Origin of the sequence: Rhodopseudomonas sp. BR0M22 (assembly GCF_010907035.1) — a bacterium.
Taxonomy (GTDB): domain Bacteria; phylum Pseudomonadota; class Alphaproteobacteria; order Rhizobiales; family Xanthobacteraceae; genus Rhodopseudomonas.
The window spans coordinates 1-15,668 of record NZ_QUMK01000092.1; the positions used below are offsets into that span (position 1 = coordinate 1).

The 15,668-nt window shown below is 64.4% G+C and carries 14 protein-coding genes and 2 tRNA genes; 11 read left to right on the top strand and 5 right to left on the bottom strand.

All coding sequences use genetic code 11. The features are described from left to right. Both DY468_RS22585 and DY468_RS22590 read left to right on the top strand, forming a co-directional pair. A partial coding sequence (locus tag DY468_RS22585) for an efflux RND transporter permease subunit (RefSeq protein ID WP_205512623.1) occupies nucleotides 1–1,316 on the top strand: 1,316 nt, incomplete at its 5' end. A 7-nt stretch (nucleotides 1,317–1,323) separates the two neighbouring features. Next, nucleotides 1,324–2,055, top strand: a complete 732-nt coding sequence (locus tag DY468_RS22590; protein ID WP_164607579.1) for a tRNA-uridine aminocarboxypropyltransferase — start codon at nucleotides 1,324–1,326, stop codon at nucleotides 2,053–2,055. Nucleotides 2,056–2,212: 157 nt separating this feature from the next. Here DY468_RS22590 and DY468_RS22595 read toward each other — a convergent pair. Further along, nucleotides 2,213–2,286: transfer RNA gene (locus tag DY468_RS22595), tRNA-Cys, on the bottom strand. 182 nt (nucleotides 2,287–2,468) lie between these two features. On the opposite strand from DY468_RS22595, the gene DY468_RS22600 reads away from it, so the two are divergent. Continuing rightward, nucleotides 2,469–3,938, top strand: a complete 1,470-nt coding sequence (locus DY468_RS22600; RefSeq protein WP_164607581.1) for an MBOAT family O-acyltransferase — start codon at nucleotides 2,469–2,471, stop codon at nucleotides 3,936–3,938. A gap of 2 nt (nucleotides 3,939–3,940) precedes the next feature. Continuing rightward, entirely contained in the window at nucleotides 3,941–5,074 is a 1,134-nt protein-coding gene (locus DY468_RS22605; protein ID WP_164607583.1) for an alginate O-acetyltransferase AlgX-related protein, read from the top strand. Between the two features lie 14 nt (nucleotides 5,075–5,088). Here the strand turns inward: DY468_RS22605 and DY468_RS24690 are convergent, their stop codons facing one another. The 3 genes from DY468_RS24690 to DY468_RS22615 form a co-directional block, all read right to left on the bottom strand. Beyond that, the gene (locus DY468_RS24690) at nucleotides 5,089–5,265 is read right to left on the bottom strand and encodes a hypothetical protein (RefSeq protein WP_205512625.1); all 177 of its coding nucleotides are present in this window, start codon (nucleotides 5,263–5,265) and stop codon (nucleotides 5,089–5,091) included. Between the two features lie 192 nt (nucleotides 5,266–5,457). Continuing rightward, complete coding sequence (locus DY468_RS22610) at nucleotides 5,458–5,847, bottom strand: hypothetical protein (RefSeq protein WP_164607585.1); 390 nt, start codon at nucleotides 5,845–5,847, stop codon at nucleotides 5,458–5,460. A gap of 172 nt (nucleotides 5,848–6,019) precedes the next feature. Then, a tRNA-Asn gene (locus DY468_RS22615) sits at nucleotides 6,020–6,094 on the bottom strand. A 251-nt stretch (nucleotides 6,095–6,345) separates the two neighbouring features. On the opposite strand from DY468_RS22615, the gene DY468_RS22620 reads away from it, so the two are divergent. The 5 genes from DY468_RS22620 (at nucleotide 6,346) to DY468_RS22640 (ending at nucleotide 13,094) form a co-directional block, all read left to right on the top strand. After that, entirely contained in the window at nucleotides 6,346–7,011 is a 666-nt protein-coding gene (locus tag DY468_RS22620; RefSeq protein ID WP_164607587.1) for a protein-L-isoaspartate O-methyltransferase family protein, read from the top strand. Nucleotides 7,012–7,222: 211 nt separating this feature from the next. Beyond that, nucleotides 7,223–8,614: a TolC family outer membrane protein gene (locus DY468_RS22625; protein WP_164607588.1), complete on the top strand. Its 1,392-nt coding sequence runs from the start codon at nucleotides 7,223–7,225 to the stop codon at nucleotides 8,612–8,614. Nucleotides 8,615–8,906: 292 nt separating this feature from the next. Next, entirely contained in the window at nucleotides 8,907–9,689 is a 783-nt protein-coding gene (locus tag DY468_RS22630; RefSeq protein ID WP_164607603.1) for a PopZ family protein, read from the top strand. Between the two features lie 141 nt (nucleotides 9,690–9,830). After that, nucleotides 9,831–12,704, top strand: a complete 2,874-nt coding sequence (locus tag DY468_RS22635; RefSeq protein ID WP_164607595.1) for a valine--tRNA ligase — start codon at nucleotides 9,831–9,833, stop codon at nucleotides 12,702–12,704. 3 nt (nucleotides 12,705–12,707) lie between these two features. Next, nucleotides 12,708–13,094 carry a VOC family protein gene (locus DY468_RS22640; RefSeq protein WP_164607597.1) on the top strand — a complete coding sequence of 129 codons (387 nt, stop codon included), beginning with the start codon at nucleotides 12,708–12,710 and terminating at the stop codon, nucleotides 13,092–13,094. On the opposite strand, the gene DY468_RS22645 is transcribed toward DY468_RS22640, so the two are convergent. Continuing rightward, nucleotides 13,091–13,723 (bottom strand): DNA-3-methyladenine glycosylase, encoded by a 633-nt coding sequence (locus DY468_RS22645; RefSeq protein WP_164607599.1) that lies wholly within the window; start codon nucleotides 13,721–13,723, stop codon nucleotides 13,091–13,093. The two genes, DY468_RS22640 and DY468_RS22645, sit on opposite strands and share 4 nt — an antisense overlap. Before the next feature lie 158 nt (nucleotides 13,724–13,881). Between DY468_RS22645 and lipA the strand changes: the two genes are divergently transcribed. Together lipA and DY468_RS22655 are read left to right on the top strand one after the other, a co-directional pair. Further along, nucleotides 13,882–14,841, top strand: a complete 960-nt coding sequence (gene lipA / locus DY468_RS22650) for a lipoyl synthase (protein ID WP_164607600.1) — start codon at nucleotides 13,882–13,884, stop codon at nucleotides 14,839–14,841. A 9-nt stretch (nucleotides 14,842–14,850) separates the two neighbouring features. Further along, complete coding sequence (locus tag DY468_RS22655) at nucleotides 14,851–15,324, top strand: type II toxin-antitoxin system RatA family toxin (RefSeq protein WP_164607602.1); 474 nt, start codon at nucleotides 14,851–14,853, stop codon at nucleotides 15,322–15,324. The last annotated feature ends 344 nt before the right edge of the window (nucleotides 15,325–15,668 follow it).

Sequence of the window (15,668 nt, forward strand, 5' to 3'; positions counted from 1 at the left end):
GGTCGGTGCTCGGGGGCGGGGGACCGGGGGGCGGCGGCTCGAACCGTGGCACGATGTTCATCAACCTCAAGCCGAGTTCGGAACGGGAAGGCGTCACCACCCAGATGGTGATCGACCGGCTGCGCCGGCAGCTCAGCCGTGTCGCCGGGATCAGGCTGTTTATGTTCGCCGCCCAGGATCTGCGTGGCGGCGGCCGGTCGAGCGAATCCAACTATCAGTACACGCTGAGCAGCCCAGATCTCGATCTGTTGCAGAAATGGGCGCCGATCGTCGCCAAGAGAATGCAGACCGTCGAGGGCATCACCGACGTCACCAGCGATCGGGACGACGGTGGCCTGCAATTGACGCTGTCGATCGACCGGACCATGGCGGCCCGGCTCGGCGTCAAGATTCAGGACATCGACAACGCGCTCAATAATGCGTTCTCGCAGCGGCAGATCGCCACGATCTACACTCAGCGCAACCAGTATCAGGTCGTGCTGGAGATCGATCCGAAGTTTCAGACAGATCCGACCGATCTGAAACGGATCTACGTCGACAGTTCCAGCGGCGATCAGGTGCCGCTGTCGGCGGTGGTGCGCGCCGAGCGGGGATTGGCAGCGCTTGCGGTCGCCCATACCCAAGGCGTGCCGTCGACCACGGTGTCGTTCAACACGTTGCCCGACGTGCCGCTGCAGGAGGCGACCGGCAACATTCAGCGCGCGGTCGACGAACTGCACATGCCGGAAGGCATCCGCGGTTCGTTCGACGGCAATGCCGGCGATTTTCGCGCTACTTCGAACAAGCAGCCGCTGCTGATCCTGGCGGCGTTCATCGCGATGTACATCGTGCTCGGCGTGCTCTACGAGAGCCTCGCGCATCCGCTGACGATCATCTCGACGCTGCCGTCGGCGGGGCTCGGCGCGCTGCTGGCGCTGCTGGTCACCGGCACCGAGCTGACGGTGATCGCCTTCGTCGGCATCATCATGTTGATCGGCATCGTCAAAAAGAACGGGATCATGATGGTGGACTTCGCGCTCGAGGCCGAACGCGATCGCGGACTGTCTTCCGCCGAAGCGATCTTCGAGGCCTGCATCGTGCGTTTCCGGCCGATCCTGATGACCACGCTGGCGGCGCTGTTCGCGGCGATTCCGCTGGTGGCCGCGGTCGGCCCCGGCACCGAGCTGCGGCGTCCGCTCGGCATCACCATCATCGGCGGATTGTTCGTGTCGCAGGTGCTGACGTTGTATACGACGCCGGTGATCTATCTGTTGATCGACCGGGTGCGGCAGCGGCGCTGGCGCCGCGGTGCGCCGGCCGCAGTGCCGGCGGAGTAGGGGTGAGATGACGACCGAACAAGAGACACCTGCGGCAGAGCTGGGCGCGCCGGAGCCGCAGTGCGAGCGCTGTGGCAAGCCGTTGCCGCTGTGCATCTGCGACACCGTCGAGCCGATCGCCAGCCGTATTCAGCTTCTGATTCTGCAGCACCCGCAGGAGCAGGACCGCGCGCTCGGCACCGCGCGGCTGACCGCGCAGCATTTCAAGAACGCCGTGGTCCGAATCGGGCTGTCATGGCCGAGCCTGTCCAAGGCGCTCGGCCGCACCGTGCACGATCCGTCGCGCTGGGCGGTGCTGTATCTCGGTTCCGCCCGCGCGGCCGAACTGGCCGAGGGGCGGGAGATCCTCGCGGTCGACGCCAAGGGGCAACCCGAGCCGTATCAGGACATGATCCTCGACGAGATCGAGGGCGTGGTGCTGCTCGACGGCACCTGGAGCCAGGCCAAGGCGCTGTGGTGGCGCAACGCCTGGATGCTGAAATGTCAGCGGGTGATTCTCGATCCCGCGGCGCCGTCGCGTTACGGCCGGCTGCGCAAGGAGCCGCGCCACGACGGGCTGTCGACGCTGGAAGCCGCCGCCATGCTGCTGTCGCGTCTGGAGCATCGCCCAGACATCGAGACCGCCTTGCTGTCGGCTTTCGACCGGATGCTGTCGCGGTTCAAGCAGGTGCAGGCCGGGCGGCCGGATCTGGCCCCGAAGCCAAAGAAGCGCGACTGGCGCCGCAAGAAGCGCGGGTGAGGGCGCGCCCCCGCGCTACGGCCTGATGCGGCGATTTCGACTGATGTCCGTTGAATGGGGGCGTTCGCGCGTGAGCCGATTCCGCGCGCAAGAGCGCGTGCCCCGACGCGGTTCCGGTCGAGTCTCCGAAAGATCGGCTAAGTGCTTGATTGGAAAGTGGAGGCCACGACCAGAATTGAACTGGTGTACACGGTTTTGCAGACCGTTGCGTAACCACTCCGCCACGTGGCCCCACGCGGCGAACTCATATACGGCCGGACGGCGATAGGCAACCGCCGCACAGCGCGGTGCCCTGGGGACAGAGGCGGCCTTGAACAATTAGGGGCGCTCGCGCAAGGAGAAGGCGCACCAAAGGACGGGGCGGCGATGCCGGAGCGCAACTGCAGGAGCTGGGAAGCGAGGGCGATGGCCTGATGCTGTTCAGTTCGCCGGTGTTCCTGTTCCTGTTCATGCCGTTGCTGCTCCTGGTCTACTGGAGCGTGCCGCGTCCGCTTCGCAACAGCGTGCTGCTGGTTGCCAGCCTGGTGTTCTATGCCTGGGGCGAACGCTTCTTCGCGCTGGTGATGCTGGGGTCGATTTTCGGCAACTGGCTGCTCGGGCTGGCGCTCGAAGCCCTGATCGATCCGGGCCGGCGCAAGCTGGTGGTGGCCGCCGCGGTGGTGCTGAACATCGGTCTGCTGGCGGTGTTCAAGTATTCTGAATTCCTGATCGCGAACCTCAACGCGCTGCTGGAGACGGTCGGAATCGCCCCCGTCACCGTGGTGGCGCCGCATCTGCCGCTCGGGATTTCGTTCTTCACCTTCCACGCGCTGTCCTACGTGATCGACGTCTATCGCGGCGTCGCCCGGGCACAGCGCCGGCCGGTCGACTTCGCGCTTTACATTGCTTTCTTTCCACAACTGATTGCCGGCCCGATCATTCGCTATCACGATATCTCCGATCAGCTCAGGCGCCGGCCGGTGACGCTCGAACTGGCGGCCTCCGGCATCGAGCGGTTCCTGGCCGGCTTCGGCAAGAAGATGCTGCTGGCCAATCCGCTCGGAGAAGTCGCCGACCGGATCTTTGCGCTGCCGGCCGCCGATCTCAGCCCGGGCGCGGCCTGGCTCGGACTGCTCTGCTACACCTTGCAGATCTATCTCGACTTCTCGGCCTATTCGGACATGGCAATCGGGTTGGCGCGGCTGTTCGGCTTCACCTTCCTGGAGAACTTCAACTATCCGTATTTGTCGCAATCGCTGCAGGAATTCTGGCGGCGCTGGCACATCTCGCTGTCGAACTGGCTTCGCGACTATCTCTACATCCCGCTGGGCGGCAACCGCGTGCCGCCGTGGCGGGTGTATTTCAATCTCGCCACCGTGTTCCTGCTGTGCGGGCTGTGGCATGGCGCCAATTGGACGTTCGTGGTCTGGGGGCTGATCCACGGCCTGTTCCTGATCTTCGAACGGCTCGGATTGGCATCGCTGCTGGCACGGATGCCGCGGCCGGTGCGGCATCTCTACACGCTGGCGGTGGTGTCGCTGGCCTGGGTGTTCTTCCGCGCATCGGACCTGTCGCACGCGATCATCTATTTGAAGGCAATGGCCGGCTTCGGCGCCGGCTGGTCGCTCGATTTCCTCGGCAACGTCGATCCGCTGGTCGTCATCTGCCTGGTGGTGGGAAGCCTCGCGAGCGCTGCGGCGTTCAGCCCGCTGACGGCGGATTGGCGATTGCGCCGCGACCAGAGCCAGGGGCGGGTGCATCCCGACGTCCGCACCTTGCAGATCGGCCAGGACGGAGCTGCGATGATGACCGGCCGGCTGATCGTGCTGCTGACGATCGGCCTGCTCGCCGGCAGCCAGGTCGCCGCCGGCACCTACAATCCGTTCATCTATTTCCGGTTCTAGAGATGCAGCGAACTCCATTCAGCGCACGCCTCTACAGCGGCACCTTGGTCGGGCTGGTGATGGCATTTTCCTTCGCATCGCTGATCGCGATGGCGTTCAAGCACGCCGAGATCTCTATCGGCGAGAACCGCGCGCTGACGCAGCTTCCGGGATGGCCGCGCACGGCTGCCGAGTGGGACAGCTTTCCGGAGCGGTTCGACGCGTATTTCAACGACAATTTCGGCCTGCGGAAGCTGCTGCTGCGGCTGAATTCGAACTTCACCACCGTGATGCTTGGCCGCTCGCCGTCGGACAAGGTGGTGTTCGGCAAGGACGACTGGCTGTTCTACGCCGGCGACAATTCGATCGAGCTGTATCGCAATCAGCGTCCCCTCAGTTCGCTGCAGCTCGACAACACCCGCACGGCTCTGGCGCTGCGAATGCGCCCGCTGCAGGCCGCGAACAGGCCGTATCTGTTCGTCGTGGTGCCGGACAAGCACACGATCTACCCGGAAGAGATGCCGACCTATATGTCTCGGCGCGATCCGCCGTCGCAACTCGATCAGGTCGTGGCAATGGCTGCAAAGGAGCATCTGCCGGTGCTCGATCTGCGCGCGACGCTGCGGCAGGGCAAGGCGGACGGGCAGGTGTACTTCAAGGACGATTCGCACTGGACCGACTGGGGCGCCTATCTCGGCTATCGCCGCATCATGGCGGCCCTGCCGCTGCCCAATCTCCCGGTGATCGATCTCGATACGACGCGGTTTGCGGTCGCTTCGGAGCATCCGGGTGATCTTGCCGGCATGGCGGGACTGGCGCGGCGGGAGGCGACGCGGACCTCGGCAATGCTACCCGATCGCTGTGCCTTCACGGCGACTGCCTCCGAGCGGCTCGGTGACGATATCTCGATGCAGCGGACGTTCTGTCCGCAGGCGAGATACAAGATCATGTTCATCGGCGATTCCTTCACCGAAGGCCTGATCAAGTATCTGTCGCGAAGCTTCGGGGAGGTGGTCTACGTCGCTCGGTCCGGTTTCAAACCTTCACGCGAGATCGTACCGCTGATCGAACGCGAGAAACCGGATCTGGTGATCGAAGAGCTGGCGGAGCGACATCTGGATTCGCTGTCGGATACTGTCGCGCAAGACGCGCGTTAGTTCTCCGGCCTCTGTCAGCAGGAGGCGTACCAATCGGACGGGAACGGCAGCAGCGGCCACTCGACCGTATTGTCGTTGGCGGCACGGCGCATCGCCGCCACAACGTTCGGTCGCACGACGTTGTCCTGTGAGGTTTCAGCGACCGCATCGCTGATCGATTCAAGCAGCAGATTGTACTCGGCTTCGCTCATGGTCCGGCTCCCCTGTCCGGACCGGAGTGTGGCAAAAACTGTTGTGAGGCCGGTTGCGTGGATCGTTCGAATTTTAACGATCGGGCGTTTTGGGATGGTTTCCCTTCAATAGGCCCCGACTGGGGCCCGTGCGACGAAAAAAGCCGCCCCCAAAACGGAGGCGGCTTGCTTCATGAGGTCCGTCGAACGCTGTTACTGACAGAGATGCATGCGGCCGTCTTCGCCACGGAACGTGGTGCCCGGAAGGCAGACGAAGCCGTTGCGCGCCGCATAGCTGCGCATATCGTAGTCGGCTTGATAGCCGGCTTCGAACGGAGCCGTTGCGATCGCGCCCGCCGTGCCGATGGCGCCGCCGACGATGCCGGCGGCTACTTCGCCAGGCCAGAACGCGTTGCTGTCGCGCCAGTCGCGGTTCTGCGACCAGCGGTCCTGATAGCCGCGATGATGGTACGCGTGGTGACGCTGCATTTCGGCGTTGTAGGACTGTCCGCGCTGCTGAATCGGCTGCTGCGCCGATGCGGCGGTCGTCAGGGCCACAGCGCCCGCGAACACAGCGGCTGCAAAGGTCGTCGATTTGAACATCTTGGTCTCCTTCGTTGGATCGCGTGGGCGCAACGTGCGCCAGCGCGAGAACGTTCCAAGGAGGAGACCGAAGCAGGTCACACCGGCGTGAGGGAGGCTCGCAACCAAGCGAGGGAGCCCGACCACATTGTGGCCGAGACGGGCGCAGCGTCTGATGTGGTGAAAGATAAAATGGCTCCCCGGGCCGGATTCGAACCAGCGACCAACCGGTTAACAGCCGGTTGCTCTACCACTGAGCTACCAGGGAACAGCGAAGCATTGCTTCGCGGGCAGCGTATAACAAAGCCGTTCAGCGTTGAAAAGCAGAAATCGGTCGATCGACACCGGCCGTTTCCGCCGCAACGCTGCGGCGAGCCGCCGTAGCGGCGAGGGCTATGTAGGGGATATGGAGCCCGGCGTGAAGCCCCCATGACACCAAATCTGTGAACGGCGCGGCCAGTTGCGTTTTGAAGCGCGTTGCAGCATGGATGACGCGGGTTTCATCGCAGGGGATCGAGGATGCTGGAATTCGAGCGCGCGCGGCACAACATGGTCGATGGCCAAATCCGGCCCGCCAGCGTGACGGATTGGCGAGTCATCGATGCGATGCGGTCGCTGCCCCGCGAAGCATTCGTTCCCGAGGCAAAGCGCGAACTGGCTTATCTCGATCTCGATCTCGAGATCGGAGGGAGCAATGGTCGCCGGCATTATCTGCTCAATCCGATCATGACCGCGCGGATGATCCAGGCTGCCGAGCTGACTCGCGACGATCGTATTCTGGTCGTCGGCTGTCCGACGGGGTACATCGCCGCGGTCGCGTCCAAGCTCGGTGATCGGGTCACCACGACGATCGACGACGAGGCGTTGGCTCAGGCGACGCGGTCGACGTTGGCTGCGCTTGGTTTCTCCAACATCAACGTCCGCGTTGCCGAAGCAGCCCGAGGCGATCAGCTCGATGCGCCGTTCGACGCTATCCTGTTGTGTGGCGGAACCGAGGTGGAGCCGAGCACACTTTATGAACAGCTCAAGCTCGGCGGCCGGTTGGTCGGTGCCTTTGCTGATGGTAAGCCCCAGCGGGTTACCGTCGTCACCAGGTCGGTCGGTGACTTCGGGACACGGGTTTTGTTCGATGCGTCCGTGCCTGTACTGCCTGGAATGGAGCGGCCTGCAGCCTTCGTGTTCTGATTGGAACTAGGCAAATTCTGCTGAGGAATCATACCTGTGGCGCGAATGCCCCAGCTTGGAAGTTTTGTTTCGCATGCCTTCCAAGGGGTTTCTTCGGTAACCGCCGTAGCTTATGGTGAGGATAGACTTACCGGAAGTTCGGCGCGACGCCTGGGTGCGAGGCGGCTTCGTTTTCCGGGGTGGGGAAAAGTGTAAGATTGGATTGCCAGACATGGATGCGTTCAAGCGAGTCTCCGGCCTTGTCGTTGCCGGTGTCGTTCTGGTGTGCGCACCTCATACCGGGGTTCACGCAGAGACCATCGAAGCCGCGCTGATCCGAGCCTATCAGAACAATCCGCAGCTCAACGCCCAGCGGGCCTCGGTCCGCGCCACCGACGAATCAGTCCCGCAGGCCTTGTCCGGCTATCGGCCCAAAGTCGCGGTCACGGCATCGGGCGGCTATCAGTACACCGATGCGATCTCGAGCATCGCAGGAAGCCAATTCCAACTGTCCGGCAAGCAGATCCCGCGATCGGTGGGCGTGACCGCGTCGCAGACGCTGTTCAACGGTAATCAGACGGCGAACCGCACCCGTGCGGCTGAAAGCCAAGTCTCGGCCGCCCGAGAGGGGCTGCGGGTGCTGGAGCAGTCGGTTTTGTTGTCCGCTGCCACCATTTACATGGACTATCTGCGTGATTCGGCGACGCTCGAGGTCCAGCGGACCAACGTGCGGGTGCTCGAACAAACGTTGCGGCAAACCAATGATCGCTTCAACGTCGGCGAAGTGACCCGTACCGACGTGGCGCAGTCCCAGGCACAGCTCGCGGCGGGCAATACGCAGCAGCTCGCGGCCGAATCGACGCTGACGACGACGCGGTCGAATTATCGCCGCATCATCGGCAACGAGCCCGGCAATCTGGCCCCCGGCTCGCCGGTCGACCGCTATCTGCCGAACAGTTTGGCGCAGGCGATCAATCTCGCACTGGTCGAGAACCCGAACGTGACCGCGGCGATGTACGGGATCGACGTCAGCTTTCTGAACGTGAAGATCAACGAAGGTGCACTGTTCCCGACGTTGACGCTGCAGGCCAGTGCTCAACAGTCGTGGGAGCCTTCGATCTCGTCACCGCGCCAGTTCCTCGCTTCGGGCGTGGCTCAGCTTTCGATCCCGATTTATCAGGGCGGCGGCGAATACGCGCTGATCCGGCAGTCGAAGGAAACTCTGGCGCAGCAGCGCCTCAACCTCGAACAAGTGCGTGATCAGACACGTGCCAGTGTGGCGCAGGCTTGGGGCCAGTTGCAGGCGGCCAAGTCGCAGGTGTCTTCGGCGCAATCGCAGGTGAAGGCCTCTGAAATCGCGCTGAACGGCGTTCGCGAAGAAGCCCGCGCCGGACAGCGTACCACGCTCGATGTGTTGAACGCGCAGCAGGCGCTGGTGAATGCCCGCGTCGCACTGGTGACCGCGCAGCACGACCGCGTGGTGGCGTCTTACGCGGTGCTCAACGCCGTCGGCCGGTTGTCGCCGCAGGTGCTCGGGCTGAAGACCAACGTCTATGATCCCAGCGTACACTATCATCAAGTCCGCGATAGCTGGGGTGGTGTGCGGACTCCCGACGGCCGCTGATCGCCGTCTTGGGGGCGCCCGGACACTTGCTCCGGGCGCGTTTGCTTGCAAACAACTAATCGGCTGCCTACCGTTGTTCGGGTCGTCGCGACGATTCGAAGCGGAAATTCGCCCGTGTTTGGCGGTGGTTTGCGTCGTTGCGCGTGGAGTGAACTCGGGGCGTACCGCAGTTGAAGCTGGGGACAAGTCCTGCTTCCAACATGAAACCTGGCGCTGCCGATCCGGAACCGGTCTCTCCCGAAGAGCTTTGATGATACAACGCCGGGAAGGGCGTGATGATGTGGAGTCGGAGATGACGCAGCCTGCAAAGGCGCAAGAACCTTCCATGGAGGAGATTCTCGCGTCGATCCGTCGCATCATCGCCGATGACGAAGCCAAGCCCGCGACCCCGGCGCCTGCGCCTGTGGCCGTTGCCCCGAAGCCGGAGCCGCCCAAAGCGGCTCCCCCGCCGAGCAAGCCCGCGGCCATGACCCCACCTCCGTCTGCTCCAAGCCCCGTGGCGCAAGCCGCGCCGTCCAAGCCCGCCGCCGCTGCGCCGAAAGCAGCGCCGCCACCCGCGCCGGCCGCGGCCGAGAGCAACAGCCAGGACGACATCGACGCGCTGCTCGCCGGACTCGATGCCGGCACCACCGAGGAAGAAGTCCGTCCGCCGCAGCCGGATGGCGATGTCCTCGAGCTGACCGACGAGATGGCGTTGCCGGAGCCCGATCCCGAGCCGACTCCACCGCCGCCACCGCCATCGCCGGTTCACAAGGCGCCGATCGTGGACGACCTCGAATTCGCCGAGGCCGCGCCAAAGCCGCGCGCGCCCGAACCTGCCTATGAGATGCCACCCGCGCCGTCCTGGAGCGAGGAGCCGCAGCAACCGATCATGTCGCGGACGACGTCGGCTGCGGTGGAATCGGCCTTCAACTCGCTCGCCACCACCGTTCTCAGCAACAATGCCCGAACCCTCGAGGATCTGGTCAAAGAGATGCTGCGGCCGATGCTGAAGTCCTGGCTCGACGACAACCTGCCGACTCTGGTCGAACGGATCGTCCGTCAGGAGATCGAACGGGTTTCGCGCGGCCGCTGAGCCTGCCGGGCAGGGCGTCTGCCTCTGCCTGACCGAATGGACCGGCCTCCATTGTTGACTTGCGGCGCGCCGGAAGGTTTTTAGCCACGTCCAACGAGCGCGTTCGCGGCCCGGCGACGCGCCTTTTTTGATTGCAGCGCCATGATCGAGAAAACCTACCAGCCAGCCGACATCGAGGCCCGCATTTCGCGCGCCTGGGAAGACGCGGAGGCCTTCAAGGCCGGCCGTCCGGATCGCCGCGACGCCGTCCCGTACTCGATCGTGATTCCGCCGCCGAACGTTACCGGCTCGCTGCACATGGGGCATGCGCTCAACAACACGCTGCAGGACATCCTGTGCCGGTTCGAGCGGATGCGCGGCCGCGACGTGCTGTGGCAGCCCGGCACCGACCACGCCGGCATCGCCACCCAGATGGTGGTCGAGCGACAGCTGATGGAGCGCCAGGAGCCGAGCCGCCGCGACATGGGCCGTGCCAAGTTCCTGGAGCGGGTGTGGCAGTGGAAGGCCGAGAGCGGCGGCGTCATCGTCAACCAGCTCAAGCGGCTCGGCGCGTCGTGCGACTGGTCGCGCGAGCGCTTCACCATGGACGAGGGGCTGTCCCGTGCCGTCGCCAAGGTGTTCGTCGAGCTGCACCGCCAGGGCCTGATCTACAAGGACAAGCGTCTGGTCAATTGGGACCCGAAGCTGCTGACCGCGATCTCCGATCTCGAAGTTCAGCAGATCGAGGTGAAGGGCAACCTTTGGCACCTGCGCTATCCGATCGAAGGCAAGACCTTCGACCCGGCAGATCCGTCGACCTTCATCGTCGTCGCCACCACGCGTCCCGAAACCATGCTGGGCGACAGCGCGGTCGCGGTGAATCCGGAGGACGAGCGCTATACGCATCTCGTCGGCAAGCACGTCATCCTGCCGCTGGTCGGCCGGCGGATTCCGATCGTCGCCGACGAATACTCGGATCCCGAGAAGGGCTCGGGCGCGGTGAAGATCACGCCGGCGCATGACTTCAACGACTTCGAGGTCGGCAAGCGGCACCATCTGCCGCAGATCAATGTGCTCGACATCGAGGGCAAGGTCTCGGTCTCCGACAACAGCGCCTATCTCGAAGGCCTGCCGGAAGGCGCGCACGAATTTGCCGAGGAGATCGACGGCACCGACCGCTTCGTCGCCCGCAAGATGATCGTGGCGCGGCTGGACGATTTCGGCTTCCTCGAGAAGATCGAGCCGAACGTCCACATGGTGCCGCACGGCGACCGGTCCGGCGTGGTGATCGAGCCGTTCCTCACCGATCAGTGGTACGTCGACGCCAAGACGCTGGCGCAGCCGGCGATCGCCGCCGTGCGGTCGGGCGAGACCACCTTCGTGCCGAAGAACTGGGAGAAGACCTACTTCGAGTGGATGGAGAACATCCAGCCGTGGTGCATCTCGCGCCAGCTGTGGTGGGGCCACCAGATCCCGGCGTGGTACGGGCCGGACGGCAAGGTGTTCGTCGCCGAAACCGAGGAAGAGGCTATCGGCAATGCGCTCGGCTACTACGTCGAGCAGGAAGTGATCACGCCGGCGCAAGCGCACGAGATGACGCAGGACGCGGCCAAGCGCGAGGGCTTCATCACCCGCGACGAGGACGTACTCGACACCTGGTTCTCATCGGCGCTGTGGCCGTTCTCGACGCTCGGCTGGCCGGACGAGACGCCCGAACTCGACCGCTACTACCCGACCGACGTGCTGGTTACCGGCTTCGACATCATCTTCTTCTGGGTCGCCCGGATGATGATGATGGGCCTGCACTTCATGGACGATGTGCCGTTCCCGACCGTCTACATCCACGCCCTCGTTCGCGACGAGAAGGGCGCCAAGATGTCGAAGTCGAAGGGCAACGTCATCGATCCGCTCAACCTGATCGACCAATACGGCGCCGACGCGCTGCGCTTCACGCTCGCCGCGATGGCGGCGCAGGGCCGCGACATCAAGCTCGCGACTTCGCGTGTCGAAGGCTATCGCAACTTCGCCACCAAGCTGTGGAACGCCTGCCGCTTCGCCGAGATGAACGGCTGCGTTGCGCCGGCAGGCTTCGACTACACCGCGGCCAAGGAAACGCTGAACCGCTGGATCGCGCACGAGACTGTGCGCGCGGTGCGCGAGGTGACCGAGGCGATCGAGTCCTACCGTTTCAACGACGCCGCCGAGGCTGCCTATCGGTTCGTCTGGAACGTGTATTGCGACTGGTATCTCGAACTCGCCAAGCCGGTGCTGATGGGCGAGGAGGGCGCTGCCAAGACCGAGACACTCGCGATGGTGGCGTGGGCGCGTGACGAGATCCTCAAGATCCTGCATCCGTTCATGCCGTTCATCACCGAAGAGCTGTGGGCGGTGACTGCCCCGCGCGACGGATTGCTGGCGCTTGCCCCGTGGTCGCGCAAGACCGGGATGTCCGACGACGACATGTCGGTGCTGATCGCGTCGGCCGCGACCGATCCGATGGCAGGGCCGGCCATGCTGGCGATTCCCGAGCCGGTGGCGCCGGACTTCTCCGACGATGCGGCGGAAGCCGAGATCGGCTGGGTGGTCGATCTCGTCACTGCGATACGCTCGGTGCGCGCCGAAATGAACATCGTGCCGTCGACCCTGACGCCGCTGGTGCTGGCCGGCGCGTCCGCCGATACCAATGCGCGGGCGAGCCGTTGGAGCGACGTGATCAAGCGGCTGGCGCGGGTCGGCGAAATTTCGTCGGCGGATGCCGCTCCGCAAGGCGCCGTGCAGCTCCTGGTGCGCGGCGAGGTGGCGGCGCTGCCGCTCAAGGGCGTGGTCGATTTCGCTGCCGAGCAGGTCCGGCTGGAGAAGGAGCTGGGCAAGGCCGAAGCCGACATCAAGCGCGCCGAGGCCAAGCTGGCGAACGAAAAGTTCGTCGCCAATGCGGCCGAAGAGGTCGTCGAGGAAGAACGCGAAAAGCGCGAGGCGGCGGTCGCGCGCAAGGTCAAGATCCTCGAAGCGCTGCTTCGGCTGAAGAACGCGAGCTAACCCTTGCTCGACCACGTCTCGATCACCGTCTCAGATATAGCGGTGGCCGAGCCGTTCTACGATGCGATCATGGCGGCGCTCGGCGTCGTCAAGGTCGGCGCCCGCGGCGATTGGCTCGGCTATGGCGAGCGCGCGCGGCCTGATCATCCGGACCTCGTCTATCTGTCGATCCGCAAGGGCGACAGGCCGGAGCCGGCCTATGGCCGGCACTGGTGCTTCAAGGCGAATAGCCGGTCAGTGGTCGAAGCATTCTGGCAAGCCGGGCTCGCGCACGGCGGCGTCGATCAGGGCGCGCCGGGACTGCGCGACTATCATCCCGGTTACTACGCGGCCTTCATTGCCGATCCCGACGGCAACCGGCTCGAAGCGGTGTGTCACACGCTCGTTTAGCGCGTCCCGGATCTTGGAAACGCTTTACTGACAAATCGAGAGCCTTTCAGCCCATAGCGCCACGGATAATCCGCAGCTTTGGTGATGCCGATACGCGGGCCGGTGGTGATCTCCGGCGTGGTGATCCGGCGATGGATCGCGAACGGTGCGGCATCGAGCGGCAGGCCGTTGTGGGCGATGGTGATGCCGAGCGCCTGCGCCAGCTTGCCAGGGCCGGAACACAGGCTGCGCGGCTCGTCGAGGCCGCGGCGCTTGCGCATCGCCGCAAAGCCGTGGGTCGGCTCCAGCGCGCGGATCAGCACCGCACTGGCCGAGCCTTCGGGTTCGCACACGACGTTGACGCACCAATGAATGCCATAGGAGCGATAGACGTAGGCGAAGCCTGGCGGGCCGAACATCACCTGATTGCGCGGTGTCGGACCGCCATAGGAATGCGCCGCCGGATCGGTGTGGTGATAGGCCTCGACCTCGACGATGACGCCGCCGGCGCCGCCGAACAGCAGCGTTGCACCGATCAGCTCGGGCGCGACCTCGTGGACGCTGCGGGCGAAGAACCGGCGCGTCAGCAGCGGGCCGAGGCCAGGGGGTGTTCCGTTCGGCGAGGCCTTGAGGACGCGGGGATTGGTCATCTGGGACCGGGATCTGGGCGCCAGAAGGCGCGGCCGGCGCGGGGCGCGATGCTTACAATTCGAGCATTATTCCAAGGGATAACGGCCTGCAAGCGGCCTGGGTTGCGGGACGGGGGCGGCCGGATTAGGTAGGGTTCTCGCGCAAACTCAGGCAGCCCATGGTCGTTCTCGTCGATACGGTGTCATCCAATCCCGTCCGCCCCCGGCATCCGGAGAAGGCGGCGCGGCCGGATGCGCTGTCGCCGAAGAAGCCGGACTGGATTCGCGTGCGCGCGCCGACCACGCGCGGCTATGGCGAGACCCGCGGCATCGTCAAGGAGCACGGCCTGCACACGGTGTGTGAGGAGGCCGGCTGCCCGAATATCGGCGAGTGCTGGGACAAGAAGCACGCCACCTTCATGATCATGGGTGACACCTGCACCCGGGCCTGCGCGTTCTGCAACGTCAAGACCGGGATGCCGGGCGCGCTCGATGCCAATGAACCGGCTTACGTCGCCGAGGCGACCCGCAAACTCGGTCTGCAGCATCTGGTGATCACCTCGGTCGATCGCGACGATCTGGCCGACGGCGGCGCGGCGCATTTCGCCGCCACGATCCGCGCGGTGCGCGAAGCCTGTCCGACCACGACGATCGAGATCCTGACGCCGGACTTCCTGCGCAAGGACGGTGCGCTCGAAGTGGTGGTCGCGGCCAAGCCGGACGTGTTCAACCACAACCTCGAAACCGTGCCGTCGCGCTATCTGTCGGTACGGCCGGGCGCGCGGTACTTCCATTCGATCCGGCTGCTGCAGCGGGTGAAGGAGCTCGACCCGACGATCTTCACCAAGTCTGGCATTATGGTTGGGCTGGGCGAGGAGCGGCACGAAGTGCTGCAGGTGATGGACGATCTGCGCTCGGCAGAGGTCGATTTCCTCACCATCGGCCAGTATCTGCAGCCGACCCGCAAGCATCACGCCGTGATGCGCTACGTCACGCCGGACGAATTCGACTCCTACGAGAAGACCGCCTTCGCCAAGGGCTTCCTGATGGTCTCGGCGAGCCCGATGACGCGCTCCTCGCATCACGCCGGTGACGATTTTGCCAAGCTCAAGGCCGCGCGCGCTGCGCTGGCGCGCTGAGACGCTTCGATGCCGCAGTTTTCCAGCAGGCGCCGGGTGCCGCACAGTGCCGAGCAGATGTTCGATCTCGTTGCCGACGTCGAGCGCTATCCGCAGTTCGTACCGTTGTGCAAGGCGCTGAGAATTCGCGAGCGCACTCAGCAGCCGGATGGCACCGAGGTGGTGATCGCCGACATGACGGTGTCGTTCAAGCTGGTGCAGGAGACCTTCACCAGCCGGGTCACCCTCGATCGCGCCAATCTGAAAATCCTGGTCGAGTATCTCAAAGGTCCGTTCTCCAATTTGGAGAACCGCTGGACCTTCGTCGCCAAGACCGAGCGCGCCTGCGAGGTCGGCTTCTTCATTTCGTATGAGTTCAAGAGCCGGGTGCTCGCGACCCTGATGGGCGCGATGTTCGACACCGCGTTCCACCGCTTCGCCGAAGCCTTCGAAACCCGCGCCGATCAGATCTACGGCTCCGGCCCGAAGCTGTCGCGGGCGTAGTTAGTTTCGTACCGTCATCAGCCTTCCGTCATTGCGAGGAGCGCAGCGACGAAGCAATCCAGGGCTGTGTACTGAGCTGGATTGCTTCGCTCCGCTCGCGATGACGTTGAATACTTGAATATCAACACACTCTAGCGTCATCGCCCGGCTTGTCCGGGCGACCAAGTATTCCAGAGCGCTTCCGCAGATCACGAGCGCTCTGGGATACTGGGCCCTCCTTGGGTTCACGATGCAAGTGCAACACCTGCTACAGTGGTGTTGCGATGGGACAGTGTTATGGCCAGCTCAGCCTCGAGGAGCGCGTTGAGATTTATCGCCTGCATGCGGGCGGTATATCTCAAAAT

Bases quoted from the DNA above. Each gene is read 5' to 3' on its own strand.
- DY468_RS22590 (WP_164607579.1), top strand. From the start codon at position 1,324: ATGACGACCGAACAAGAGACACCTGCGGCAGAGCTGGGCGCGCCGGAG.
- DY468_RS22600 (WP_164607581.1), top strand. From the start codon at position 2,469: ATGCTGTTCAGTTCGCCGGTGTTCCTGTTCCTGTTCATGCCGTTGCTG.
- DY468_RS22605 (WP_164607583.1), top strand. From the start codon at position 3,941: ATGCAGCGAACTCCATTCAGCGCACGCCTCTACAGCGGCACCTTGGTC.
- DY468_RS24690 (WP_205512625.1), bottom strand. From the start codon at position 5,265: ATGAGCGAAGCCGAGTACAATCTGCTGCTTGAATCGATCAGCGATGCG.
- DY468_RS22610 (WP_164607585.1), bottom strand. From the start codon at position 5,847: ATGTTCAAATCGACGACCTTTGCAGCCGCTGTGTTCGCGGGCGCTGTG.
- DY468_RS22620 (WP_164607587.1), top strand. From the start codon at position 6,346: ATGCTGGAATTCGAGCGCGCGCGGCACAACATGGTCGATGGCCAAATC.
- DY468_RS22625 (WP_164607588.1), top strand. From the start codon at position 7,223: ATGGATGCGTTCAAGCGAGTCTCCGGCCTTGTCGTTGCCGGTGTCGTT.
- DY468_RS22630 (WP_164607603.1), top strand. From the start codon at position 8,907: ATGACGCAGCCTGCAAAGGCGCAAGAACCTTCCATGGAGGAGATTCTC.
- DY468_RS22635 (WP_164607595.1), top strand. From the start codon at position 9,831: ATGATCGAGAAAACCTACCAGCCAGCCGACATCGAGGCCCGCATTTCG.
- DY468_RS22645 (WP_164607599.1), bottom strand. From the start codon at position 13,723: ATGACCAATCCCCGCGTCCTCAAGGCCTCGCCGAACGGAACACCCCCT.
- lipA (WP_164607600.1), top strand. From the start codon at position 13,882: ATGGTCGTTCTCGTCGATACGGTGTCATCCAATCCCGTCCGCCCCCGG.
- DY468_RS22655 (WP_164607602.1), top strand. From the start codon at position 14,851: ATGCCGCAGTTTTCCAGCAGGCGCCGGGTGCCGCACAGTGCCGAGCAG.